This window comes from Sphingomonas rustica (genome assembly GCF_039652585.1).
GTDB lineage: Bacteria > Pseudomonadota > Alphaproteobacteria > Sphingomonadales > Sphingomonadaceae > Sphingomonas > Sphingomonas rustica.
This window is the reverse complement of sequence record NZ_JBDIZK010000005.1, coordinates 219317-242282: the sequence shown is the minus strand read 5'-3', so window position 1 is coordinate 242282 and position 22966 is coordinate 219317. Positions and strand designations below refer to the sequence as shown.

19 protein-coding genes and 1 riboswitch are annotated in these 22966 nt (G+C 67.6%); of the genes, 8 read left to right on the top strand and 11 right to left on the bottom strand.

Features of this window, described 5'->3' with window-relative positions; genetic code table 11:
* Positions 1 to 1041, bottom strand: a complete 1041-nt coding sequence (locus TPR58_RS10440) for a hypothetical protein (RefSeq protein WP_346246586.1) — start codon at positions 1039 to 1041, stop codon at positions 1 to 3.
* 218 nt (positions 1042 to 1259) lie between these two features.
* Between TPR58_RS10440 and TPR58_RS10435 the strand changes: the two genes are divergently transcribed.
* A complete protein-coding gene (locus tag TPR58_RS10435; protein WP_346246585.1) occupies positions 1260 to 2321 on the top strand; it encodes a type I restriction endonuclease in 1062 nt (353 codons plus the stop codon).
* Between the two features lie 55 nt (positions 2322 to 2376).
* On the opposite strand, the gene TPR58_RS10430 is transcribed toward TPR58_RS10435, so the two are convergent.
* A complete protein-coding gene (locus tag TPR58_RS10430; RefSeq protein ID WP_346246584.1) occupies positions 2377 to 2775 on the bottom strand; it encodes a winged helix-turn-helix transcriptional regulator in 399 nt (132 codons plus the stop codon).
* A gap of 101 nt (positions 2776 to 2876) precedes the next feature.
* Between TPR58_RS10430 and TPR58_RS10425 the strand changes: the two genes are divergently transcribed.
* The 3 genes from TPR58_RS10425 to TPR58_RS10415 all read left to right on the top strand — a co-directional run bounded on the left by TPR58_RS10425 (position 2877) and on the right by TPR58_RS10415 (position 7226).
* Positions 2877 to 3752 (top strand): SDR family oxidoreductase, encoded by an 876-nt coding sequence (locus TPR58_RS10425; RefSeq protein WP_346246583.1) that lies wholly within the window; start codon positions 2877 to 2879, stop codon positions 3750 to 3752.
* Positions 3753 to 3816: 64 nt separating this feature from the next.
* Positions 3817 to 4021, top strand: a riboswitch (cobalamin riboswitch).
* A gap of 113 nt (positions 4022 to 4134) precedes the next feature.
* Positions 4135 to 6459: a 5-methyltetrahydropteroyltriglutamate--homocysteine S-methyltransferase gene (gene metE / locus TPR58_RS10420; RefSeq protein ID WP_346246582.1), complete on the top strand. Its 2325-nt coding sequence runs from the start codon at positions 4135 to 4137 to the stop codon at positions 6457 to 6459.
* 2 nt (positions 6460 to 6461) lie between these two features.
* The gene (locus TPR58_RS10415) at positions 6462 to 7226 is read left to right on the top strand and encodes an acyl-CoA thioesterase (RefSeq protein ID WP_346246581.1); all 765 of its coding nucleotides are present in this window, start codon (positions 6462 to 6464) and stop codon (positions 7224 to 7226) included.
* A gap of 115 nt (positions 7227 to 7341) precedes the next feature.
* Here TPR58_RS10415 and TPR58_RS10410 read toward each other — a convergent pair whose 3' ends face one another.
* Together TPR58_RS10410 and TPR58_RS10405 are read right to left on the bottom strand one after the other, a co-directional pair.
* A complete protein-coding gene (locus TPR58_RS10410; protein WP_346246691.1) occupies positions 7342 to 7788 on the bottom strand; it encodes a YaiI/YqxD family protein in 447 nt (148 codons plus the stop codon).
* A gap of 5 nt (positions 7789 to 7793) precedes the next feature.
* The gene (locus tag TPR58_RS10405; RefSeq protein WP_346246580.1) at positions 7794 to 9548 is read right to left on the bottom strand and encodes a DEAD/DEAH box helicase; all 1755 of its coding nucleotides are present in this window, start codon (positions 9546 to 9548) and stop codon (positions 7794 to 7796) included.
* Positions 9549 to 9745: 197 nt separating this feature from the next.
* Between TPR58_RS10405 and TPR58_RS10400 the strand changes: the two genes are divergently transcribed.
* On the top strand, positions 9746 to 10348 hold the full coding sequence (locus TPR58_RS10400) for an NIF family HAD-type phosphatase (protein ID WP_346246579.1): 603 nt from the start codon (positions 9746 to 9748) through the stop codon (positions 10346 to 10348).
* Between the two features lie 21 nt (positions 10349 to 10369).
* Here TPR58_RS10400 and TPR58_RS10395 read toward each other — a convergent pair whose 3' ends face one another.
* From TPR58_RS10395 to TPR58_RS10380, 4 genes are all read right to left on the bottom strand, one after another.
* Positions 10370 to 11482: a BaiN/RdsA family NAD(P)/FAD-dependent oxidoreductase gene (locus tag TPR58_RS10395; RefSeq protein ID WP_428835709.1), complete on the bottom strand. Its 1113-nt coding sequence runs from the start codon at positions 11480 to 11482 to the stop codon at positions 10370 to 10372.
* Between the two features lie 266 nt (positions 11483 to 11748).
* Positions 11749 to 13833: a S9 family peptidase gene (locus TPR58_RS10390; RefSeq protein WP_346246577.1), complete on the bottom strand. Its 2085-nt coding sequence runs from the start codon at positions 13831 to 13833 to the stop codon at positions 11749 to 11751.
* Between the two features lie 74 nt (positions 13834 to 13907).
* A complete protein-coding gene (gene ubiB / locus TPR58_RS10385; protein WP_346246576.1) occupies positions 13908 to 15443 on the bottom strand; it encodes a 2-polyprenylphenol 6-hydroxylase in 1536 nt (511 codons plus the stop codon).
* 115 nt (positions 15444 to 15558) lie between these two features.
* Positions 15559 to 16290, bottom strand: coding sequence for a class I SAM-dependent methyltransferase (locus tag TPR58_RS10380; RefSeq protein WP_346246575.1), 732 nt, complete (start codon positions 16288 to 16290; stop codon positions 15559 to 15561).
* Between the two features lie 92 nt (positions 16291 to 16382).
* Between TPR58_RS10380 and mutM the strand changes: the two genes are divergently transcribed.
* From mutM to dnaA, 3 genes are all read left to right on the top strand, one after another.
* Complete coding sequence (mutM, locus tag TPR58_RS10375) at positions 16383 to 17192, top strand: bifunctional DNA-formamidopyrimidine glycosylase/DNA-(apurinic or apyrimidinic site) lyase (protein WP_346246690.1); 810 nt, start codon at positions 16383 to 16385, stop codon at positions 17190 to 17192.
* A 103-nt stretch (positions 17193 to 17295) separates the two neighbouring features.
* On the top strand, positions 17296 to 17559 hold the full coding sequence (gene rpsT, locus TPR58_RS10370) for a 30S ribosomal protein S20 (RefSeq protein WP_346246574.1): 264 nt from the start codon (positions 17296 to 17298) through the stop codon (positions 17557 to 17559).
* Between the two features lie 443 nt (positions 17560 to 18002).
* Complete coding sequence (dnaA, locus tag TPR58_RS10365; protein ID WP_346246573.1) at positions 18003 to 19379, top strand: chromosomal replication initiator protein DnaA; 1377 nt, start codon at positions 18003 to 18005, stop codon at positions 19377 to 19379.
* Positions 19380 to 19536: 157 nt separating this feature from the next.
* Here the strand turns inward: dnaA and TPR58_RS10360 are convergent, their stop codons facing one another.
* From TPR58_RS10360 to murJ, 3 genes are read right to left on the bottom strand one after another with little or no spacing between them, the layout of a single operon-like run.
* Complete coding sequence (locus TPR58_RS10360; protein WP_346246572.1) at positions 19537 to 20334, bottom strand: ThuA domain-containing protein; 798 nt, start codon at positions 20332 to 20334, stop codon at positions 19537 to 19539.
* On the bottom strand, positions 20334 to 21338 hold the full coding sequence (gene trpS, locus TPR58_RS10355; RefSeq protein ID WP_346246571.1) for a tryptophan--tRNA ligase: 1005 nt from the start codon (positions 21336 to 21338) through the stop codon (positions 20334 to 20336). Before trpS ends, TPR58_RS10360 begins: the two co-directional genes overlap by 1 nt.
* Before the next feature lie 18 nt (positions 21339 to 21356).
* A complete protein-coding gene (gene murJ, locus TPR58_RS10350; protein ID WP_346246570.1) occupies positions 21357 to 22925 on the bottom strand; it encodes a murein biosynthesis integral membrane protein MurJ in 1569 nt (522 codons plus the stop codon).
* Positions 22926 to 22966: the final 41 nt, after the last annotated feature.

Below are 22966 nucleotides of genomic sequence, written 5' to 3'. Positions count from 1 at the left end.
TCATCGTGCCACTCGCGTGACGGTGATCCGGCGCTTCTCGGTCGCCTGGGCAACAAGATCGCGCAGCGCGTCGGGCAGGAAGATCAGGCCGAGGAGAAAGACCGGGGCGACCATCAGGCCCCAGTAGAAGGTGTCGATCCGCGCGAAAATCGAGATCAGCGCGCCATAGGCCGCGATAATGGCGATCATCCGTGCGGCCAGCGGATCGCGCCACGATGCCCAGCCGATCGCCGACGCCCCGACCAGCAGCGCCCCCAGCCATAACGGGGCGAGTTGCAGTGCCGTTCCCAGCACGATCGACTTGACGAACAGCCCGATGCCCTCGAGCCCGAGCCATCCCGGCGACCGCGCGTCGAGCGGTCCGGCAAGCCCGGTCACTGCCCATGCATGGAAGGCGAGGGCAACGCCGAACAGGGCGAGCACGAGCGTCCAGCCCATCGCTTCGCGCCGCTCGCCATCGCGCCACGCGAAGACCAGCATGATCACCGCATAGAGCGAAGCGGTCTCGCGGATCAGCATCGCCGCCAGCGCGATCGCCGCCGGCTCGACCCAGCGCCCCGGTCGGCGCAACCCCAGCGACCAGGCGACGAGCAGCCCGGCCCAGATCTCGTGAAAGCTGATCAGTCCCGGCTGGATGAAGGCGAGCATCGACCCGGCGAGCAGGATTCCGCCCACCAGCATCGGCAGGCTGCGTCCCAGCGCCCCGTGCAACCGCAGCATCCAGGTCGCGGCCACGCACAGGACCAGCAGCAACTGGAGCAGCGGCGCTGCCCAGAGCGGCAGGGCGGCGAGGACGCTGGCCAGCGCCGGCAGCCGCATGGTCAGGAACGGCTTGAGCGGATATCCGCCCGCCCGCATCGCATCGGCCGCAACCGCGTAATAATTTCCGCCGCCACGAACGCCCGCGGCGATCGCATCGTACAGCATCAGGTCGGTCTGATGGCGCTCGCCGCCGGTGGCGGCATCCAGCGCCTCGGGCGTCGGCACCGCCAGTGCGGTGATCGTCAGCGCCAGCACGGCGAGGATGACGAGGATTGCCACGCGTGCCTGCCAACGCGTCAGCGCGGCGAACCGGGTGGGGGCAGACAGCCAGAGGGGCGCCGAACGCGACATGCCCGCGGACTACACGCGCCGGGGAGGGGGTGTCGAGACATCGCGTAGCGACACGTTCGCAGCAGTTTAGCCATACCTCACTGCAATTGAGGAGTTGAAAGTCGCTAGTGTCGCGATAATCTGCCGATGAAATAGCAGGGGGTGTCATGGAACTTGAGGCGAAGCTGGCTGAGTTGGCCAAAGTCGTAAAGGATCACCGTGAGGTCCTTCTGACTGAGGAGGCCGCCAAGAATGCTCTGGTGATGCCATTCTTGGCTGCGCTCGGATATAACCCTTTCAATCCTTCAGAGGTGGTTCCGGAGTTCACGTGTGACGTGGGCACAAAGAAAGGAGAAAAGGTCGATTACGCAGTGTGTAGCGCCGGTAAGGTGATGATGCTGGTGGAGTGCAAGCCGGCCAGTGTCGAGCTCAGCATCAACCATGCTTCGCAGTTGTTCCGCTATTTTACCACTACGGACACGCGAGTCGCGGTTCTGACGAACGGTGTCGTGTATAAATTCTTTTCCGATATCGACACGCCGAACAAGATGGATGATCGGCCGTTCTTCACCTTCCAGCTCGACGCGATCCGCAAGCAGGATATCCGGACCCTTGAGCGGTTCACGAAGGCCGCGTTCGATATCGACAAGATCGTGCAGGAGGCGGGCAATCTGAAGATGCAGACGCTCGTGTATCGCGAATTGCAAAAGGAGTTTCAGGAGCCGTCGGATGAATTCGTGCGCATGATCGCGTCGCGGGTTTCGAGCGCTCGGATCACCGCTGCAGTGAAAGAGAATTTTCAAGCGCTGATCGTGGCGTCGGTATCCGCGTTGATACGCGATCGCGTGAATGAGCGCCTGACATCTGCACTAAGTGCGTCCAACCCCGTCGAGGAGGTGCCACAGGCCGAAGCCGCACCCACCGAGGAAGGGGAAATCATCACGACGGAGGATGAAATTTCCGGCTTCAATATTGTTCGGGCGATCGGGGCGCGTCAGGTCGATCCGAAGCGCATCGTTATCCGGGATGCAAAGTCCTATTGTGCGATCCTGCTGGACGACAACAACCGCAAGACGATCGCGCGGATGCACTTCAACAGCCCGACGGCTCGATACTTTGGCAGCTTCGTCGGAAAGGACGAGACGAAACATCCGATTCTCGATCCGATCGAGATCTATCAGCATCAAGATCTTATTCTGGGTCGTATCTCCGAACTGGATGGCGGATGATCGTCGTGCGTTGACCCAAAGCCTGCAAGTCAGTCACGCAGTCGAACTTATGGCCTCAAGCGGCCGCGGCCCTGCGTTCGCGTGCCTCGACGACCTGCGCGAAATGCGCCTCGGCCCAGTCGATCAGGCCCAGCAGCGGCACGGTGAAGCTCCGTCCGAGCGGGGTGAGCGAATAGGTGACGCTGGGGGGAACGGTCGGCCGCACCTCGCGATGGACCAGCCCGTCGGCTTCCAGGATGCGCAGCGTCTGGGTCAGCATCCGCTTCGAGATGTCGGGCACGAGCCGGGCGAGCGCGCTGAACCGCCGCGGCCCTGCGGCCAGCGCGCACAGCAGCAGCATCGACCAGCGATCGCCGATCCGGTCGAGCAGCCCGCGCACGGCGCAGCGGGACTCGTCGAACTCGAATTGCTGCCAGGTCTCGAACCTTGCGCCCAGCGCCTCGGTCGCGTCCATGGTTTCTCCGTGGTAACCAGGTGACGGCCACGTGCCGTCTTTCGGATCCTGATTTGGTCTCTATCTGAGACCATGTCGAAAATCGAGACCGGAGTTGTCCCATGCCTGCTGAACAGACCCGCTATTTCGTGACCGCCGCCGCCGGCCAGCTCGGCCGGCATGTCGTGGCGGAACTCGCCCGACGCGTCGGGCCGGCCGCGGTGGTCGCGGTCGTCCGCAATCCCGACAAGGCTCCTGGCGCCTTTCCCGAAGGCATCGAGGTACGGGCAGGGGATTATGAGAAGCCCGATACGCTCGATACCGCGCTGGCCGGCGCGGATCGGCTCCTGCTGATCTCGTCGAACGCCGTCGGCACGCGGGTGCCTCAGCACGCCAATGTCATCGACGCCGCAAAGCGTGCGGGGGTGAAGCGGATCGCCTATACCAGCGTGCTGCATGCCGACCGGTCCACGCTGGGCCTTGCCGACGAGCATCGTGAAACCGAGGCGCTGCTGCGCGCCAGCGGCATCCCGACCACCCTGTTGCGCAACGGCTGGTATACCGAGAACCATGCCGCTTCGATCCCGCCGGCGCTCCAGCATGACGGCTTTCTGGGCGCCGCGGGCGAGGGCCGGATTTCGGCCGCTGCGCGAGAGGATTATGCCGTGGCGGCCGCGGCCGCGCTGATCGGAGATGCCGAGGGAGAGGATGTGGTCCACGAATTGGCAGGCGATCACGGCTTCACGCTCGCCGAGTTCGCCGCCGAGCTGTCACGCCAGGCGGGTCGCGAGATTCCCTATGTGAACCTGTCCGAGGCCGACTATCGCGGCGCGCTGGTCCAGGCCGGCCTGCCCGAGCCGGTCGCCGACACGATCGCCAATTCGGATGCGGCGGCGGCGAACGGCGCCTTGTTCGACGAAGGCGGGGCGCTGTCGCGACTGATCGGCCGTCCGACCACGTCGTTGGCGACCACGATCGCTAGCAGCCTGAAGGCCTGAGGTAGTCGCTAAGGGTCATATAAAGAATTCTTTATATGACCCTTGACGCGCGGGCCGCGCTTCGCGATGCTTTGGGTGTCGAGGTTCTCCGGCCGGCATTGCCGCGCCGGAGCTAAGACGGGAAGCCGGTGAAAGTCCGGCGCTGCCCCCGCAACTGTAAGCGGCGAGCGGCGGTCATCACGTGTCACTGGCGGGTTCGCTCGCCGGGAAGGCCAGACCGTCCGCGCTGACCCGCAAGCCAGGAGACCTGCCTTTGACGCGATAACGTCCACCGGCGGGGTGCCCGGTCTGGCCGCTTGCGCGCTGCGGCCGGACTCCTGTCCGTCCCTGCCTGCCTGTGTCCGGTGCCGGGTCTCCGCCCCATTCTTCGGGGTTGAAGATCATGACCGTCTCCATTGCCACTCTGGGCTTTCCGCGCATCGGCCCGCGCCGCGAACTGAAGACCGCGCTCGAGAATTTCTGGTCCGGGAAGACCGGCGAGTCGGATTTGCTCGAGTCTGCGTCCGGCCTGCGAACCGCCGCCTGGGCGCGGCAAAGGGCGCTGGGAGCCGACTGGCTGCCCTCGGGCGACTTCTCGCTCTACGACCATGTGCTCGACACCAGCGTGATGCTGGGCGCGATCCCCGAACGCTATCGCACGGGGGACGGCGAGGCCGATCTGTCGACCTATTTCGCGATGGCGCGCGGCACCGCCGGCGCGGCGTCCGGCGGCTGCGGCCATGATCACGGCGCGGGGGCGGGCGAGGCCAGCCTGACGGCCTGCGAGATGACCAAATGGTTCGACACCAACTATCACTACATGGTCCCCGAACTGGTGCCGGGGCAGAAGCTTGCGCTCAACCGGCTGAAGGTCCTCGACGACTATCGTGAGGCACGGGCCCAGGGGTTCGAGACGCGGCCGGTCCTGCTGGGGCCCGTCACCTGGCTGAGCCTCGCCAAGGGTCGCGGGGTCGATCCGTTCGAGTTTCTGGACGAGGTCGTCAGTCTCTACGGCGTGATCCTCGGCCATCTCGGCCAGGCCGGGGCGGAATGGGTCCAGATCGACGAGCCGATCCTGGTCACCGACCTGTCCGACATCCAGCGCCGGGCCCTGACGCGCGCCTATGCCCGTCTCGCCCGGCCGGGGGTGAAGCTGATGCTGACCACCTATTTCGGCGGACTGGAGGACAATCTCGGCTTTGCCGCGGCGCTCCCCGTCGCCGGACTCCATGTCGATCTGGTCCGCGCACCGGGCCAGATCGACGCGCTGCTGAAGGTGGCGCCGAAGGATCTGCTGCTGTCCCTGGGCGTGATCGACGGGCGCAATATCTGGCGCACCGATCTCGACGCGCTGCTGGCGCGGATCGAGCCGATCGCGGCGATCCGCGACCTGGTGCTGGCGCCATCCTGCTCGCTGCTGCACGTGCCGGTCGATCTGGCGCTGGAGCGCAGGCTCGATCCCGAACTGACCCAGTGGCTGGCCTTCGCGGTGCAGAAGGTCGAGGAACTGGCGATCCTGAAGCGCGCCCTCAACGAGGGACGCGAGCATGTCGCGGAGGCGCTGGCCGACTCGCGCCGGGCGGCGATCGCACGGCGCACCTCGCCGCTGATCCACGACGCGACGGTCGCAGGACGGGTCTCCGGCATCACCCCGGCCCTGTTCGAGCGCGAGGGCGATGTCGCCACGCGGGCGGCTGCCCAGGCCGTGGTCCTCGACCTGCCCGACTTCCCGACCACCACGATCGGGTCCTTCCCGCAGACCGAGGCGGTCCGCGGCGCCCGCGCCCGCTTCAATCGCGGCGAACTGGACGCGGCAGGGTATGATGCGTTCCTCCGCGACGAGACGGCGCGCGCGATCCGCTGGCAGGAGGAGGTCGGGCTCGACATGCTGGTCCATGGCGAGTTCGAGCGGAACGACATGGTGCAATATTTCGGCGAGCGGCTCTCGGGCTTCGCCTTCACCGTCAGCGGCTGGGTCCAGAGCTATGGCTCGCGCTGCGTCCGGCCGCCGATTCTCTATGGCGACGTGTCGCGGCCGAGCGCGATGACGGTCGAGTGGTGGCGCTATGCCCAGTCGCTGACCGAACGGCCGGTCAAGGGGATGTTGACCGGTCCGGTCACGATCCTGAACTGGAGCTTCGTGCGCGACGATCAGCCGCGCGAGGCATCGTGCCGCCAGATCGCACTGGCGATTCGCGACGAGGTACTCGACCTGGAAGCGGCGGGGGCAAGGGCGATCCAGGTCGACGAGGCCGCACTGCGCGAGGGTCTGCCGCTGCGCCACCGCGAGTGGCAGCATTATCTGGACTGGGCGGTCGAGTGCTTCCGCATCTCCGCCGCCGGGGTCGGGGACGCGACCCAGATCCACACGCATATGTGCTATTCGGAGTTCAACGACATCCTGCCCTCGATCGGGGCGATGGACGCCGACGTGATCTCGATCGAGACCGCACGGTCGCAGATGGAGTTGCTGGAGGGCTTCGCCCGCTACCGCTATCCCGCCGCGATCGGGCCCGGCGTGTACGACATCCACGCGCCGCGCGTGCCCGGACAGGACGAGATGGTCGCGCTGATGCGGCTGGCGCAGCAGCATCTCGACCGGTCGCAGCTGTGGGTGAACCCGGATTGCGGGCTCAAGACGCGCAAATGGCCCGAGGTGCGCTCGGCGATCGAGGCGATGGTCGCGGCGGCACGCACGCTGCGCGGCGAAGCCCGGGTGGAAGCCTGACCATGGCGGTGGCGGAGGCCGGGAACGGAGTCGTCCGGATCATCGACATGATCTTTCCGGGCGATGCCAACCATCATGGCACGTTGTTCGGCGGGGCCGCGCTTGCGCATATGGACAAGGTGGCGTTCCTCGCCGCGTCGCGCCACGGCCGGGCGTCCTTCGTCACCGCCTCGTCGGAGAAGATCGATTTCGCCGCGCCGGGCCGCGTGGGCGAGATCGTCGAGGCGGTCGGGCGGGTGGTGCGCGTCGGCACCCGCTCGCTCGACGTCGCGATCGAGCTGATCGCGGAGGCGCCGGTCAGCGGCGAGCGCCGGCTGTGCACGCGCGGGCGCTTCACGCTGGTAGCCGACCGAGGTCCGCTCCCGCCGCTCCCGACCGGTCTGGAGCCGGATGGCGAGGCGGGCGGCGTCCTGCGCTATGCCGACATGGTCTTCCCGCCCCAGACCAATCACTATGGAACGCTCTATGGCGGCGACGCGCTGAAGATGATGGGCAAGGCCGCCTTCCTCGCCGCCACCCGCCACGCGCGCGCCGTGATGGTGATGGCGGCGTCGGACCGGATCGATTTCGTCGCGCCGATCCGGGCGGGCGAAATGGTCGAACTTCGGGCCGAGGTGCGGATGACCGGGCGCAGTTCGGTGCTGATCGGTGTCGAACTCTGGGCGGAAGTCCTCCTGACCGGCGAGCGCCGCTGCGCCGCATCCGCTGCCTTCACGATGGTGTCGGTCGATCGCGACGGGAGGCCGAAGGCGATCGGCGCGTCCTAGCGACGCTGCCGAAGGGGTGGTTCCCTTCCTGCGTCCATGCGGGAGAGGGAAGCCCGGCGTCCCATCCCCCACTTTGCGAACGCCGGAGAGGCGCTGCTCGCGCGGTCCGGACCGCTCAGCGGCGCTTCAGCGCGACCAGCGTGCGGTCCAGCGTCTGGAGGAAGGCGGAGCGGTCGGTCTTCGAGAAGGGGGCCGGGCCGCCGAGCTGTTCGCCGCCGGCGCGCAGGTCGGCCATGATCGCGCGGGTGGCGATCGCGCTGCCGATCGAGTTGGCGGTGAACGGCCTGCCGGTGGGCGCCAGCACCGTGGCGCCGGCCTTCAGCGCGCGGTCGGCCAGCAGGATGTCGGCGGTGATCACCACCGCGTCCGGGCTCGACTGCTCGGCGATCCAGTCGTCCGCCGCGTCGAACCCGTCGCTGACCGTCACCCGATCGAGCAGCGGGTGCTGCGGGATGCGCAGCCAGCTGTTGGCGACCAGGGTCACCGGCACCTCGTGGCGCCAGGCGACCCGGTAAATCTCTTCCTTCACCGGGCAGGCGTCGGCATCGACCAGGACGCGCAGGCTCACTATGGGCGCGGGCCCTTGCGGAACGGCTTGGCGTGGTGGCGCGGCGGGCCGCCGGCAGGGCGGCTGGGGCCGGTCGGGCGCGGCGGGCGATTGCCCATCGGCCGGTTCGGGCCGCCCCGCTGCGGACGGCCGCCATCCTCGCCGGGGCCGGTGGGCGACGGTTCGATGCGGACGCCATTCTCGTCCTCGCCATGTTCGTCCGCCGTGCGCAGCAGCGCGGCGCTGAACTTGGCGGCGATCGCGGTCGGGACCTGGAAGAAGGTTTCGCTCGGTCCGATGCGGATCGCGCCGATCTCGTTCTTGGTGATGTGGCCGCGCCGGCACAGCAGCGGCAGGATCCAGCGCGGATCGGCGTTCTGGCGACGGCCGATGTCCATGCGGAACCAGCTGACCTCGTCGAATCCGGGACGGTGGAGCGACTGGCGCTCCTCGCGATTGTCCGAATGCGAGCGGTCGATCAGATCCTCGGGCTCGGGCAGCTTGCCGCGATAGGAATGGACCAGCGCCGCGGCGATGTCCTCGGGGCTGCGCTCGGCGAGCAGGCGCTCGCCCAGCGCGCGATCCTCGTCGTCGAATTCGATCGGCTCGAGCAGGGTGGTCAGCAGCCGCTCGCGATCCTGTGCGCGGATCGTCTCGGGCGTGGGGGGATCGATCCATTCGAACGCGATCCGCGCACCGCGCAGCACCTGCTCGACGCGGCGGCGGCGCGGATAGGGGACGATCAGGACGGCGGTGCCCTTCTTGCCCGCGCGGCCGGTGCGGCCCGAACGGTGCTGAAGCGTCTCGGCATCGCGCGGCAGCTCTACATGGACCACCAGGCTGAGCGTCGGCAGATCGATGCCGCGTGCCGCAACGTCGGTGGCGACGCACACGCGCGCCCGGCGATCGCGCAGCGCCTGGAGCGCATGGTTGCGCTCGGACTGCGAATGCTCGCCCGACAGCGCGACCGCGGCGAAGCCGCGCTCGACCAGCGTGGCGTGCAGGCGGCGGACATTGTCGCGCGTGGCGCAGAACAGGATCGCCGTCTCCGCCTCGTGGAAGCGCAGCAGGTTGATGACCACATGCTCGATGTCGGACGGGCTGACCGGCACTGCCTGGTACGAGATGTCGCCATGGCCGCGATCCTCGCCCACCGTCGAGATGCGCAGCGCGTCGCGCTGATAGCGGCGGGCCAGCGCGACGATCGGCTTGGGCATCGTCGCCGAGAACAGCAGCGTGCGGCGCTCCGACGGGGTCGCGTCGAGGATTTCTTCCAGATCCTCGCGGAAGCCCATGTCGAGCATCTCGTCGGCCTCGTCGAGCACGGCGACGCGCAGCGCCGACAGGTCGAGCGCGCCGCGTTCGAGATGGTCGCGCAGGCGGCCGGGGGTGCCGACGACGATATGCGCGCCGTGGCTGAGCGCGCGGCGCTCCTTCGATGCGTCCATCCCGCCGACGCAGGTGGCGATGCGGGCGCCGGCATTGCCGTAGAGCCACATCAGCTCGCGGCTGACCTGAAGCGCCAGTTCGCGCGTGGGCGCGATGATCAGCGCCAGCGGCTCGCGGCTGGGCTCGACGCGCTCGCCCTGCAGCAGCTGCGCCGCCATGGCGAGGCCGAAGGCGACGGTCTTGCCGGAGCCGGTCTGCGCGGAGACGATCAGGTCGCGCCCTTCTGCCTCCGGCTCGAGCACGGCTGCCTGGACGGGAGTGGGCGCGGAATAGCCGCGCGCGGAAAGCGCTTCGCCGAGAAGCGCAGGGAGGGACTCGAATGTCATGGAACCGCCCACATGGGCGCATGAGGGCGCAAGGGCAAGACTGAACTTTCCCTTAGGGCAGGGAAGGGGCGGATTTCCCGCCCTGCGGGCAACGACGCGAGCGGGGGTCAGGCGGATTGATCTGCTTCGTGGAGCCGGTGGCGGAAACCCGTCCGTTGCGACTTGCCCGATCGCGGTGGCTGGGCAAGGAACGAGGCATGAAGACGATCGCGCGCGGGCCCAAGCCCTCCGACCGGACCCTGCTCATCCTCGACCTCGACGAGACGCTGATCCATGCGCGCGAGACGCCGTTGGAACGGCCGGCCGACTTCGTCGTCTACGGCTATCATGTCTATCGGCGGCCGCATCTTGCCGAATTCCTCGACGGGTGCGCGCAGGATTATGATCTCGCCGTGTGGTCGTCCGCCTCGGACGACTATGTCGCTGCGGTCGTCGCGCTTATTTTCCCCGAACCCGATCGGCTGAAGTTCATCTGGGGGCGCAGCCGCGCCACGCTTCGGCGCACGTCGCCATCCTATGACGACGCCATGTTCCACGATCCCTGGGATCACCTTCAGTACGTCAAGCCGCTCAGCAAGGTGCGCCGGGCCGGCTGGCACCTCGATCGGGTCCTGATCGTCGACGACACGCCGGCCAAGTGCATCCGCAACTATGGCAACGCGATCTATCCACGACCCTATGAAGGCGACGAGGCGGACGACGAACTGGCGTTGCTCGGTCGCTATCTCGCGTCGTTGAAGGACCTGGCGAATGTCCGGCGTATCGAAAAGCGGCGCTGGCGTGGGGTGCCGGCCGACTGACCGGGCGCGTCCGCGCTGCGCTTACACCGCCTGGCCCGCGGCGACGCCGCTGGCCCAGGCCCATTGGAAGTTATAGCCGCCGAGCCAGCCGGTCACGTCGACCGCCTCGCCGATCGCGTAGAGGCCGGGGACCTTGCGGGCCTCCATCTTCTGCGAGCTGAGCGCGGCGGTGTCGATGCCGCCGACGGTGACTTCCGCCTTGGCATAGCCTTCGGTGCCGTTGGGGCGGAACGACCAGGCCGCCAGCCGGCGCTCGGCATCGGCGAGCGCGCGGTCGGGGCTGTTGGCGAGTTCCTGTGCCAGGCCGATCCGGTCGGCCAGCGTCTCGGCCAGGCGACCGGGCAGCGCCTCGTCGAGCAGCTTGCGCAGCGTCGTGCGCGGGCGCGCCTTCTTGGCGGCGGTCAGCCAGCCCGGCGCGGCGTCGGGCAGGAAGTCGATGGCGATCGGATCGCCGTGGCGCCAATAGCTCGACACCTGGAGGATCGCGGGGCCGGACAGGCCGCGATGGGTGAACAGCGCGGCCTCGCGGAAGCGCGCCTTGCCCGCGGCTGCGACGACATCGGTCGAGACGCCGGAAAGCTCGCGGAACAACGCTTCCTCGCCGCTGAGCGTCAGGGGGACGAGCGCCGGACGGGGCTCGACCACCTTGAGGCCGAAGCGGCGCGCAAGGTCGTAGGCGAAGCCGGTCGCGCCCATCTTCGGGATCGACGGGCCGCCGGTGGCGATCACCAGCGACGGCGCCTCGGCATCGTCGACGCGGAAACGGCCATCGGCATGGCCGACCTCGCCCGCCGCGCGGCCGGTGACGATGTCGACCGGGCCGCGCGCGCATTCGTCGAGCAGCATGTCGACGATCTGGCGCGCCGATCCGTCGCAGAACAGCTGGCCCAGCGTCTTTTCGTGCCAGGCGATGCGGTGGCGCTCGACCAGGTCGAGAAAGTCGTGCGCGGTGTAGCGGCTGAGCGCCGACTTGGCGAAATGCGGGTTCTGCGAAAGGTAGCGGTCGGGGGCGGCGCCGATATTGGTGAAGTTGCACCGCCCGCCGCCGGAAATCAGGATCTTCTTGCCTACCTGGTCGGCATGATCGAGCAGCAGCACCCGCCGCCCGCGCTGGCCGGCGATCGCGGCGCACATCAGTCCTGCGGCGCCGCCGCCGAGAATGATCGCGTCATAGGAATGGGATGCGGGCAAGCGAGCAACTTTCGGCGGGAGCGGGAACGGCGATCGACAGGCTTCCGTAACGAGCCGCGAGTCAATCCCCTGTTCGCACGTCTATCCCCTCGCCCGCGAGCACTGCGGCATGCAGCGGTTGCGACAGGGGGCATGTTCAGCCCGAACTACGCCGCCCCGGTTCCGCTTCGCGGTTACCCCGGAACGACCGGGGGCGGCGGTCGAGGCCCTCACTGCCCGCCGCCCGGCTTCGTCCGATATTTGTCGAACCATGCCAGGATTGCCCCGGCCTTGGCTGCGGATTGCGATGGGCGGGCGGCAATACCGCCATGGCTGGCGCCGGGCACCTTCACCAATGCGGTGGGGATGCCGCGAATCTGGAGCGCGGCGTAGAGCTGCTCGCTTTCGCTGACCGGGGTCCGGTAATCCTCGCTGCCGACCACTACCAGCGTGGGGGTCGAGATCGATCCGACGACACTCAGCGGCGAGCGCTGCCAATAGGACATCGGGTCCTCCCAGGGCAGCTTGGTGAACCAGTAGCGCGAGGTGAAGACGGTGTTGTCCATCGTCAGCGCCTCGCTGATCCAGTTGATCACCGGCTTCTGCGCCGCGGCCGCCTTGAAGCGGTTGGTCTTGCCGACGATCCAGGTGGTCAGCACGCCGCCGCCCGATCCGCCGGTCACGAACAGATTGTCGGGATCGGCCACGCCCTGCGCGATCACTGCATCGACCGACGCGATCAGGTCGTCATAGTCGGGACCGGGATAATTCTTGTCGATGAGGTTGGCGAAATCCTCGCCATAGGAGGTCGATCCGCGCGGATTGACCGACAGCACCGCATAGCCGGCGCCGGCATAGAGCTGGTTGTCGGTCGCGAACCAGGGACCATAGGCGGTGTGCGGACCGCCATGGATTTCCAGGATCAAGGGAACCCGCGTGCCGGCGACATAGCCCGGCGGCGTGGTCAGCCAGGATTCGACCTCACGGCCGTCGGGCGCCTTGGCCGTGACCCGCCGCACCTGGCCGAGCGACTTGGCCCCCAGCGTCTCTTCGTTCAGACGCGTCATGCGGCGATCATTGCCGCCGGTGGTCACATGGATGTCGGCGGGGCGCAGCGCGCTGCCGCCGGTAAAGGCGATCGCGCCGCCCCGCGCCACGGTGAAGCTGCCGCCGGCATAGGGGCGATCGAGCTGGGCAGGGGCCAGTTCGAACGGAAGCTGGGTCAGCTTGCCGTCCAGCGACACCCGCGCGACCCGGGCGATCCCCGATTTCTCATAGCTGACCAGCAGCGACCGGCCGTCCGCGGCCCACAGCGCGCTGTCGATGCTGACATCCGCGCCGGGCGTCAGCGACCGCGCGCCGCTGCCGTCGCGGTTCATGACGTACAGCTCGGTATTCTCGTAGCTGCGCCGCGCATCGTCGAAGCCGAGATAGGCGATCCGGCTGCCGTCGGGCGAGATGACCGGCGCGCCGTCGGGGCCGTCGCGGGTCGTCAGCGGGCGGATCGCGCCGCTGTCGATGTCGAGACTGTACACTTCCGAGTTGAAGCTGCGCTCCCAGTCCTTGCCGCGGATGGTGCTGAACAGGATCGCCTTGCCATCCGGCGTCCAGGCCAGCGGTCCTGCATCATGCATGTCGCCGAAGGTCAGCTGGCGCGGCGCGCCGCCATCGGCCGAGACGATGAAGATATGGTCGAACCCGGGCTTCACATAGCCGCCGCCATCGTTGCGGTAATTGACCTTGTCGATCACCTCCAGCGGCTCGGCCCATTTCGCGCCCTCCGGCTTGGCCAGCGGCTTGCCGAGCTTCATCCCATCACCGGGAACGGTCAGGATATAGGCGATCCGCCGCCCGTCCGGGGACCAGGCGATGCTTCCGGGCGAATCGGGAAGCCCGGTGATCCGGGCGGTCTCGCCGCGATCCATCCAGCGCACATGAAGCTGCGCGCCGCCGCCGTCCGCGGTCGAGACATAGGCCAGGCGCTTGCCGTCCGGCGACCAGCGCGGGCTCATATGATTGCCGGGACCGGCGACGAGCGGCTCCTGCGAACCGCTCGCCACGTCGATCAGCCACAGCGTCGAGCGCGCGCGATCGGTCATGATGTCGTTCGACCGCCGGACATAGACGATCTTCGATCCGTCCGGGCTGATCTGCGGGTCGGTCGCGATCTCCAGGTCGAACAGATCCTGTCCGGTGAACAGCCGATTGGGACCCGCCGGCGCAGTCGCTGCGGGCGGCGGGGCAGGCGGTGCGGATTGGGCGAGCGCGGGCAGTGCGACCGAGCAAAGGGACAGTGCGAGCAGCGGACGCAACATGAACAACCTCCCGTTTTGAAGGCGTCACAATGCGGAAATCGGCGGGCCACGCAAGGCCCGCCGCGTCCACTGCGCTATCCCAATGCCCAGACCGTTACGGCTGCAGTCAGCGCGGCGCTCAGGATCGCAACCGCCATGTAGCGCCACCCGCCGATGACGCGGATCCGCTCGATCTCGCGCAGCGGCGGCGCGGGCGGGGCGCCGCCCGGCGTGGGATAGCGCGCCTCGATGTTGCGAATCAGCTGGGGCAGGCGGGTCAGCGTGCGGAAATCCTCGACCAGCCGGTCGGCGACCTTGGCTTCCGGACCCAGTTCGGTGCGGATCCATTCGCGGATGAACGGCGCCGCCGATTCCCACAGGTTGATGTCGGGATCGAGCGTGCGGGCGACGCCCTCGACCATCACCATCGTCTTTTGCAGCAACAGCAGGTGCGGCTGGGTCTGCATGTCGAAATCGCGGGTGATGTTGAACAGCCCGTCGAGCATCGACCCGACCGACATCTCCTTCACCGGCAGGCCGCGCATCGGCTCGCCGACTGCGCGCAGCGCGGTGGCGAACTCGGCGACATTATGGTGCGGCGGCACATAGCCCGCCTCGAAATGGATCTCGGCTACGCGGCGGTAGTTGCCGGTGATCAGGCCGTACAGGATCTCGGCCAGCCAGACGCGCGCGCGGCGGTCGATCCGGCCCATGATGCCGAAGTCGATCGCGGCGATGCGGCCGTCGGGCAGGGCGAACAGATTGCCCTGGTGCATGTCGGCATGGAAGAAGCCGTCGGAGATCGCCTGGCGCAGGAAGGCGCGGATTAGCCGCTCGGCCAGCGCGTGCATGTCATGGCCGGCGGCGACCAGCGCATCGCGGTCGCGCAGCTTGATGCCGTCGATCCATTCGAGCGTCAGCACCTTGCCGGTGGTGCGCTGCCAATCGATCTGCGGGATATAATAGTCCGGCTCGGCGGTCATGTTCTCCGCCAGTTCGGAAGCCGAGGCCCCCTCCCGGCGCAGGTCCAGCTCGCGCGCGGTCCAGCGCTTGAACGTCTCGATGATCAGGCGCGGGCGCAGGCGCGCGGCTTCGCCGCCCATCGCCTCGACCTGGGCGGCCGCCCATTCATAGGTGTCGATCGCCTTGGCGAATTCGCTCTCGATGCCCGGGCGCAGGACCTTGATCGCGACCCGGCGCCCGTCGGTGGTCACCGCGCGGTGGACCTGCGCGATGGACGCCGCGCCGATCGGCTGTTCCTCGATCTCTGAGAACAGCGTCTCCAGCGGCCGTCCCAGGCTGCTTCGCATCCGCTCGCGAATCGTCTCGAACGGAACCGGGGGCAGCGCGTCCTGAAGCCGCATCAGGTCGAGCGCGGCTTCCTCTCCGACCAGGTCGGGGCGGGTGGCGAGGGTCTGGCCCAGCTTGATCGCGGACGGGCCGATCTCCTGGAAGGCGTCGGCATAATGCGGCACCTTCGGGATGCGCGCACCGAACCGGGCGATGCGTGCGAGCCGCCGGACCGGGCGCGGCGTGTTGGGATCGCGCTCGATCCCGCGCAACGCGCCGTGCCGGGCGACGATGCGGCCCCATTTGAGCAGGCGCCAGAGATGGATGACGGGCGAGGTCATCGATTCCCCTCCCGCTTGCGGGAGGGGCTAGGGGAGGGCGTGTAACAGAAGGGGGACAGGACAGGCCCTCCCCCGGCCCCTCCCGCATCCGGGAGGGGAGAAGAGAGGGGGACCATCAGATCTTCCAGCCGCTGTGGATCGCGACCAGTCCGCCCAGCAGCGGCTCGACCTTGGTCTGGACGAAGCCCGCCTCGCCGATCATCCGCTCGAATGTGGGCATGTCGGGGAAGCGGCGGATCGACTCGATCAGATAGCGATAGCTGTCGGCATCGCCGGCCAGCGCCTGGCCCAGCTTGGGCACCAGATGGTGTGAATAGGCGTCATAGACTTCGCCGAATCCCGGCCATTCGGTGGTCGAGAATTCGAGGCAGAAGAATCGGCCGCCGCGCTTGAGCACGCGGTGCGCCTCGCGAAGCGCCTTGGGAATGTCGGTGACGTTCCGGATGCCGAACGCGATCGTATAGGCATCGAAGAACCGGTCGGGGAATTGCAGCGTCTCGGCATTCGCCTCGGTCCAGACCAGCCCGTCCAGCCCGCGCTTGGCAGCGCGCTCCATTCCGACCGCCAGCATTTCCGGGTTGATGTCGGCGACGGTGATGGCCGCGTCGCTGTCGACCATGCGGAAGGCGATGTCGCCGGTGCCGCCGGCCATGTCGAGGATATGCTCGCCCTTGCGCGGCTTCACGCGGCGGACGAAGCGATCCTTCCACCGACGGTGCAGGCCGCCCGACATCGCGTCGTTCATCAGGTCGTATTTGGAGGCGACATTGGAAAAGACGCCGCGGACGCGTGCGGTCTTTTCCTCGGGGGCGACGTCTTCGTAGCCGAAGGAGACGGTGTCGGACATGGCGCTGCTCTAGCGACGCGGGGCAGGGGTGCAAAGCCAATTGAGCCCCCGGGGTGACGGAAAGGCGTGCACGCCCCTATATCCGCGCGACAATGCCCGAACTTCCCGAAGTCGAGACGACCGTCCGCGGTCTCGCTCCCGTGCTGGAGGGCGAGCAGATCGTCCGCGTCATCCTCAACCGCGCCGATCTGCGCCGCCCCTTTCCCGAGGGGCTCGGCCAGCGGCTGACCGGCGCGCGCGTCACCGGCCTGGGGCGGCGCGCCAAATATGGGCTGATCGAGACCGACCGCGGCGACACGATGATCTTCCATCTGGGGATGTCGGGTCGCTGGCGAATCGATCCTGCCGATGCTCAGGTGCACGACCATCTGATCCTCGAGACCGCGCGGCACCGGCTGGCGCTGAACGACCCGCGCCGTTTCGGCTCGGTTGACCTGGTGCCGACCGAGCGGCTGTCCGAATGGCCGCCCTTCCTGGCGCTGGGCCCGGAGCCGCTGGGGCCGGACTTCACCGCGGCGCATCTCGCGGCCCGGCTGGACGGACGGATCGCGCCGATCAAGCAGCTGCTGCTCGACCAGCGAATCGTCGCGGGTCTCGGCAATATCTATGTGTGCGAGGCGCTGTTCATGGCGCGAATCGCGCCGACCAGGCCGGCCGGTCAGGTCGGCAAGGCACGGCTGGTCAGGCTGGTGGATGCGGTGCGCGAGGTGCTGGAGGCGGCGATCCGCGCGGGTGGATCGACGTTGCGCGATTATGCCCGTCCCGACGGCGAACTGGGCTATTTCGCCAAGGACTGGCAGGTCTATGGCCGCGAGGGCCAGCCTTGCAGTTGCGGCGGAAAAGTGGAAAGGCGGGTGGACGGCGGGCGTTCGACCTTCTGGTGCCCCAGGTGCCAGAAGTAGCGACGCAGATGGTTGACCCGAATCGTCTCAGACGCTAAGGGGCTCGCCTTTCCCGGCATGGGCTTCTTCCCGTGCCTTTCTAAAAGAGCAGGAACCAGACGGCATGGCGAATACGCCGCAAGCGAAGAAGCGTATCCGGCGTAACGACCGCCGCGCAGAGATCAACGGTGCGCGTGTCAGCCGCATCCGGACCTATGTGAAGAAGGTCGAGAGCGCCCTGGACGCCGGTGACAAGGCTGCGGCGACCGCTGCGCTCGCCATCGTCCAGCCGGAACTGGCCCGTGGCGTTGCCAAGGGCGTGTTCCACAAGAACACGGCTTCGCGGAAGTATTCGCGCCTGAACAAGCGCGTCCAAGCGCTCGCTTAAGCGTCATTCTATCGTAACAAAAAAACCCGCCGGGCTCGCGCCTGGCGGGTTTTTTGCGTCTTCTTGCAGCTACTTCAGGCACGAATCGCAGCGATCCCCGCTAAGTCACGGAAACACCGCGATTCGGTATGTAATCAACCTGCAATAATGCGCAGATTGATCGATAAAATCGTTACAGATCAAGTGCTTGTTAAATATCCGGACGGATTCCCTAGGGTTCGTCGAGTCAAGCGATCTATTTCAGAATCTTTACAGGTCGCGGACTTGTGCGACTCAAAAAAAGCCGCCTAGAACGTCCCTCCCGGCGGCAAACCGCACCGGGGTCATAGCGAGTTTCGAGCATCCCACGCCGGGAGTGATTCCGGCAATGGGATTGCTTGTGCCCGCACGGATCGGACGCGGAGGGGGCGAATGCTCCGCGGTCAGGAGGGGTGGCGAAACACATGGCGGAAGTACGAGCCTTGGAAACGAACGACACCATCGCGGTTGCGAAGGCCTGGGCTCATGTCCGTGCCAATCTGCGCCGCTCGGCGGGACAGCGCCTGTTCGACCAGTGGCTCAAGCCGGTCGAGCTGGTCGACGAGAGCACGTCCGAAGTCGTCCGCCTGGGGCTGCCGTCCGCCTTCATGGCGCAGTGGGTGCGCAACCATTATGGCGAGCGCCTCCTGCTCGAATTCCGCGCGGTGCTTCCCGACGTCGTCAGCGTCACGGTCGAGGCGATCGAGGAACAGCCCAAGCGCGTCCTGACCGCCGAGGCTCCGGTACTGGCCGCCGCCCCGGTCGCGGTCGGCGAGCGTCCCGCCTTCGACCCGCGCTTCAGCTTCGAGCGATTCGTCGTCGACACCACGAATCGCGTCGCGTTCAACGCGTCGCTGACGCTGGCCGGCGCGGGCAATCCGCTGTTCAGCCCGCTCTATCTCCATTCGGGTACCGGGCAGGGCAAGACCCACCTGATGAACGCGATCGGACAGGCCTTCCTGGCGGCGAATCCCGGCGCCACGGCGATCTACATGCCGGCCGAGCGCTTCATGTTCGAGTTCGTCCAGGCGCTGCGTGCCCGCGACACCCATGCGTTCAAGACCCGGCTGCGCTCGGTCGACCTGCTGATGATCGACGATCTTCAGTTCATCGGCGGCAAGGACGCGACCCAGGAAGAGTTCTTCCACACGGTCAACGAGTTCATGGGTGCCGGCAAGCGGCTTGTGGTCGCGGCCGACCGGGCGCCCCAGGCGCTCGAGGGCTTCGAGCCGCGGCTGGTCAGCCGCCTGGGCTCGGGCCTGGTCGCCGACATCCAGCAGCCGCAGCTCGACCTGCGTCGTGCGATCCTGATGGCGAAGCTGAAGGACATGCCGCAGGTCGCGATGCCGGCCGATGTCGTCGAGCTGCTCGCCGCCCGGATCACCTCGAACGTTCGCGAGCTGGAAGGCGCGCTGAACCGTCTCGTCGCCTATGCCCAGTTGAACGCAGAGCCGATCACGATCGACTTCGCGACCCAGACGCTGGGCGAGGTGCTCCGCGCCACCCAGCGCCGCATCACGATCGACGAGATCCAGCGCGCGGTGTCGAGCCACTTCGAGGTCAAGCAGATCGACCTGATCTCCGAGCGCCGCGCCGTGGCGATCGCGCGTCCGCGTCAGATCGCCATGTATCTGGCCAAGCGGCTGACCACCCGCTCGCTGCCCGAGATCGGCCGCAAGTTCGGCAATCGCGACCATTCGACCGTGATCCACGCCGTCCGGCGGATCGAGGACCTGCGCGGCAAGGATATCGAGATCGACAGCGCGGTCCGTACGCTGATGCGTCAGCTCGAGAACGCCTGAAAATCCGCGTCACCCCTGGTAGTAGTGCCTGGGCCCGCCCGTCCTTTATCCTGAAAGCCTGAGTCGGGCCTCATGTCCCGGCTCGGGCATTGGCCCGTGGTCCGGGACGTGAGGTGCCGAGGGTTCCGGGTTGGGCTGGGATGACGTGGCTAGCGCCTCAGCACCCCTTGCCGGCCTTGCGCCCCGCCCAGGCGAGCGCGCCGTCGAGCATGCGCACATGCGCCGGGTCGCGCCACGTCTCCCCGCGATGGCCCAGCGCCGAATAGAAGATCCGCCCGCGCCCCTCGCACCGCCACCAGATCAGCGCGTGCCTGTCGCCCATCACCTGCTTCGGTTCGAACCGCATGCCGGTCTCGTCCAGCCGCGCCAGGATGTGCGCATCGGCGCGCGGCGGGCTGGCATAGGCGTAATATTCCTCGGTCCAGCGCCAGCGCCGCGGCAGGTGCCGGGTTGCAGGGTGGGTGCGATCGAGCAGGATGAGGTTGCCGGTCTGGAACTGGTCCGCGCCGCCCGGGTGCCCGGTATAGGGACCGGTTCCGATCATCCGCGAATACCAGTCGGGATGGCTGCCGTCGCCGGCGCCGTGGAGCGCGACGAAGCCATGCCCGGCCGCGAGCCAGGACTCGAACGCTTGGCGCTGTTCGGCCGATAGAAGATCGCCGGTCGCGCTGGCGAAGACGATCACGTCGAACCGGGCCAGCGAATCGGGGGTGAACAGCGCGCTGTCCTCCGACGCCACCGCGCGCCAGCCACGCTTCTCGGCCAGGTCGCTCAGCGCGCGAACCGCGTCCGGAATGCTGTCGTGGCGAAACGCGGCGGTCTTGGTGAAGATCAGCACCGCCCGCCGGGCGTCCGGGCGTGTCGTCGCCTGGGTCTGTACCGGCGCCTGCTGTGCCGCTGCCGGCACGATCGTTGCCGCAAGCGAAGCGGCGAGGGCCAGTGCCGCGCCGCGCATCAGACCTGCAGCCCCACGGCCTGCTGCGCCGCCTTCAGCGTCGGCGCCGCCAGCGCCTGCGCCTTGGCCGCGCCCTTCGCCAGTTCCGCGCCCACTGCCGTACGATCGTTCAACAACTGCACCAGCCGCTCGCGAATCGGTCCCAGAACCGAGACCGCGAGGTCGGCCAGCGCCGGCTTGAACGCGCCGAATCCCTGGCCGGCGAATTCCTCGACCACCGATTGCGGCGAGCGATCGGACAGGGCGGCGTAGATCGTCACCAGGTTGCGGGCCTCGGCCCGCTCGGCCAGCGCGTCGAACGATTCGGGCAGCGGCTCGGCATCGGTTTTCGCCTTGCGCAGCTTGGCCACGATCGTGTCGTCGCTGTCGATCAGGTTGATCCGCGACAGGTCGGACGGATCGGACTTGGACATCTTCGCCCCGCCGTCGCGCAGGCTCATGATCCGCGGCGCCGCCTTGCTGATCAACGGCTCGGGCAGGGGGAACAGCTCGACGCCGAAATCCTGGTTGAACTTGGTCGCCACGTCGCGGGTCAGTTCCAGATGCTGCTTCTGGTCTTCGCCCACGGGAACGTGCGTCGCGCGATAGACCAGGATGTCGGCCGCCTGCAGCACCGGATAGGTGAACAGCCCGACGCTGGCGCCGTCGCGATTCTTGCCCGCCTTGTCCTTCCACTGGGTCATGCGGTTCAGCCAGCCCATCCGCGCGGTCCCCTGAAGGATCCAGCACAGTTCGGCATGGGCGGGCACGCGCGACTGGTTGAACAGGATCGAGCGGTCGTCGATCCCCGCCGCCAGCAGCGTCGCCGCCATCTCGATCGTCGAGTTGGCCAGTTCCTGCGGCGTGACGGTGCCGGTCAGCGCGTGCAGGTCGGCCAGGAAGAACAGGCACTCGCTGCCCTGCGCTTCCATCTCGTCCTGCATCGCCACCCACTGCTTGATCGCCCCCAGATAATTGCCGAGGTGCAGATTGCCGGTGGTCTGGATGCCCGAAAGGATGCGCATGGAGTTTTCCTGGTTGAACTAGGCCTTGGCTCCGCGCTTGCGCATCAGCAACCGGAGGTCGCCGATCGTGAAGGCGCGCGTCACGAAGCAGGCGATGCCGTAGATCGCCGTGCCGCCCGCGACAAGCACGCCGAGCGCGAGCGAGCGGATCAGGAAGGTGCCGGTCAGATAGGGATCGAGCAGCCGGTCCAGCCCGAACAGCGCGGCGCCCATCAGCAATGCCGCCAGTGCCAGCCGCGGCAGGCGGCGGACCAGCCGGTCGTCCGCCGCGAAATGCCCGCGTTTGCGCAGCGTGGCATACAGCAGGGCGACATTGACCAGCGCCGCGATCGCGGTCGCCAGCGGCGGCCCGACATGACCAATCCACGGGATCAGGATCAGGTTGCCGACCAGGTTCACGCCGATCGAGATCGTCGCATAGCGGACCGGGGTCCGGGTATCCTCGCGGGCATAATAGCCGGGCGTCAGCACCTTCACGAGGACATAGGCGGGCAGGCCGATCGAGAAGGCGGCGAGCGCCCAAGCGCATTTGACCGTATCCTCGGCGGTAAAGGCGCCGTGCTGGAACAGCCCGCGGATGATCGGCTCGGCCGAGATCATCAGCGCCGCCATCGCCGGCAGCGTCAGGAACAAGGCAAGCTCGATCCCGCGATTCTGCGTCTCCATCGCCTCGTCCTGCTTGCCGCTGGCCAGGAGGCGCGACAGGGTGGGGAGCAGGATGGTGCCGAGACCGATGCCGATCAGGCCGAGCGGCAGCTGGTTCAGCCGGTCGGCATAATAGATGTACGAGATCGACCCGGCCTCGAGCATCGATCCGGCGAGCGCGGTCGATACCGCCAGATTGATCTGCGTCGCGCCGGCGCCCAGCGCGGCGGGGAGCATCAGCTTCATCAGCTGGCGGACATCGTCGTCGACCTTGGGCATGCGCAGCCGCAGCCGGACGCCAGCACTGCGGCAGGCGAAGACCAGCCATGCAAGCTGCAGCGCGCCGCCGGCGGTGACCGAGATCGCCTGGACCCGTGCGGTCTCGTACGGATCGGCGCCGTGAAAGAAGAGCAGACCCGCGATCATCGCCATGTTGAGCAGGATCGGCGCCGCGGCATTCACCCAGAAGCGGTTCAGCGAATTGAGAATCCCACCCAGCAGCGACACCAGGGTGATCAGCGCCAGATAGGGGATGGTGATCCGCGACAGGGTGACCGCGAAGGCGAATTGGTGGGGCGTGGGATCCTTGAACCCGCCCGACAGCGCCCAGGTGAGCGGCCAGGCGGCGATCAGCATCACGACGGTGAAGGCGACCAGGATCGGGAAGAGCACCGACAGCGCGCGTTCGGCGAAGAGATAGCCCGCCGACGGGTCGCCGCCCTCGGCCACCCGCTTGTTGAACATCGGGATGAACGCTGCCGAGAACGCGCCTTCGGCGAACAGCGCGCGGAACATGTTGGGCAGGCGGAAGGCGACGAGAAAGGCGTCCGAGGCGAAGCTTGCGCCGACAAAGGTCGCCTGGAGCGAGTCGCGCACCAGAGCGAGGACACGGCTGACGAGGGTCAGCCCACCGACCGAACCCAGGGTTTTCGCAAGGTTCATGCGGCTCTCGTCATGGATGAGTGCGGAACGAGGGACGGCGA

Excerpts from the sequence above, each read along its gene's own strand:
- TPR58_RS10435 (WP_346246585.1), top strand. The coding sequence starts at position 1,260 with ATGGAACTTGAGGCGAAGCTGGCTGAGTTGGCCAAAGTCGTAAAGGAT.
- TPR58_RS10430 (WP_346246584.1), bottom strand. The coding sequence starts at position 2,775 with ATGGACGCGACCGAGGCGCTGGGCGCAAGGTTCGAGACCTGGCAGCAA.
- TPR58_RS10425 (WP_346246583.1), top strand. The coding sequence starts at position 2,877 with ATGCCTGCTGAACAGACCCGCTATTTCGTGACCGCCGCCGCCGGCCAG.
- metE (WP_346246582.1), top strand. The coding sequence starts at position 4,135 with ATGACCGTCTCCATTGCCACTCTGGGCTTTCCGCGCATCGGCCCGCGC.
- TPR58_RS10415 (WP_346246581.1), top strand. The coding sequence starts at position 6,462 with ATGGCGGTGGCGGAGGCCGGGAACGGAGTCGTCCGGATCATCGACATG.
- TPR58_RS10405 (WP_346246580.1), bottom strand. The coding sequence starts at position 9,548 with ATGACATTCGAGTCCCTCCCTGCGCTTCTCGGCGAAGCGCTTTCCGCG.
- TPR58_RS10400 (WP_346246579.1), top strand. The coding sequence starts at position 9,746 with ATGAAGACGATCGCGCGCGGGCCCAAGCCCTCCGACCGGACCCTGCTC.
- TPR58_RS10395 (WP_428835709.1), bottom strand. The coding sequence starts at position 11,482 with ATGTGCGCCGCGATCGCCGGCCAGCGCGGGCGGCGGGTGCTGCTGCTC.
- TPR58_RS10390 (WP_346246577.1), bottom strand. The coding sequence starts at position 13,833 with ATGTTGCGTCCGCTGCTCGCACTGTCCCTTTGCTCGGTCGCACTGCCC.
- ubiB (WP_346246576.1), bottom strand. The coding sequence starts at position 15,443 with ATGACCTCGCCCGTCATCCATCTCTGGCGCCTGCTCAAATGGGGCCGC.
- TPR58_RS10380 (WP_346246575.1), bottom strand. The coding sequence starts at position 16,290 with ATGTCCGACACCGTCTCCTTCGGCTACGAAGACGTCGCCCCCGAGGAA.
- mutM (WP_346246690.1), top strand. The coding sequence starts at position 16,383 with ATGCCCGAACTTCCCGAAGTCGAGACGACCGTCCGCGGTCTCGCTCCC.
- rpsT (WP_346246574.1), top strand. The coding sequence starts at position 17,296 with ATGGCGAATACGCCGCAAGCGAAGAAGCGTATCCGGCGTAACGACCGC.
- dnaA (WP_346246573.1), top strand. The coding sequence starts at position 18,003 with ATGGCGGAAGTACGAGCCTTGGAAACGAACGACACCATCGCGGTTGCG.
- TPR58_RS10360 (WP_346246572.1), bottom strand. The coding sequence starts at position 20,334 with ATGCGCGGCGCGGCACTGGCCCTCGCCGCTTCGCTTGCGGCAACGATC.
- trpS (WP_346246571.1), bottom strand. The coding sequence starts at position 21,338 with ATGCGCATCCTTTCGGGCATCCAGACCACCGGCAATCTGCACCTCGGC.
- murJ (WP_346246570.1), bottom strand. The coding sequence starts at position 22,925 with ATGAACCTTGCGAAAACCCTGGGTTCGGTCGGTGGGCTGACCCTCGTC.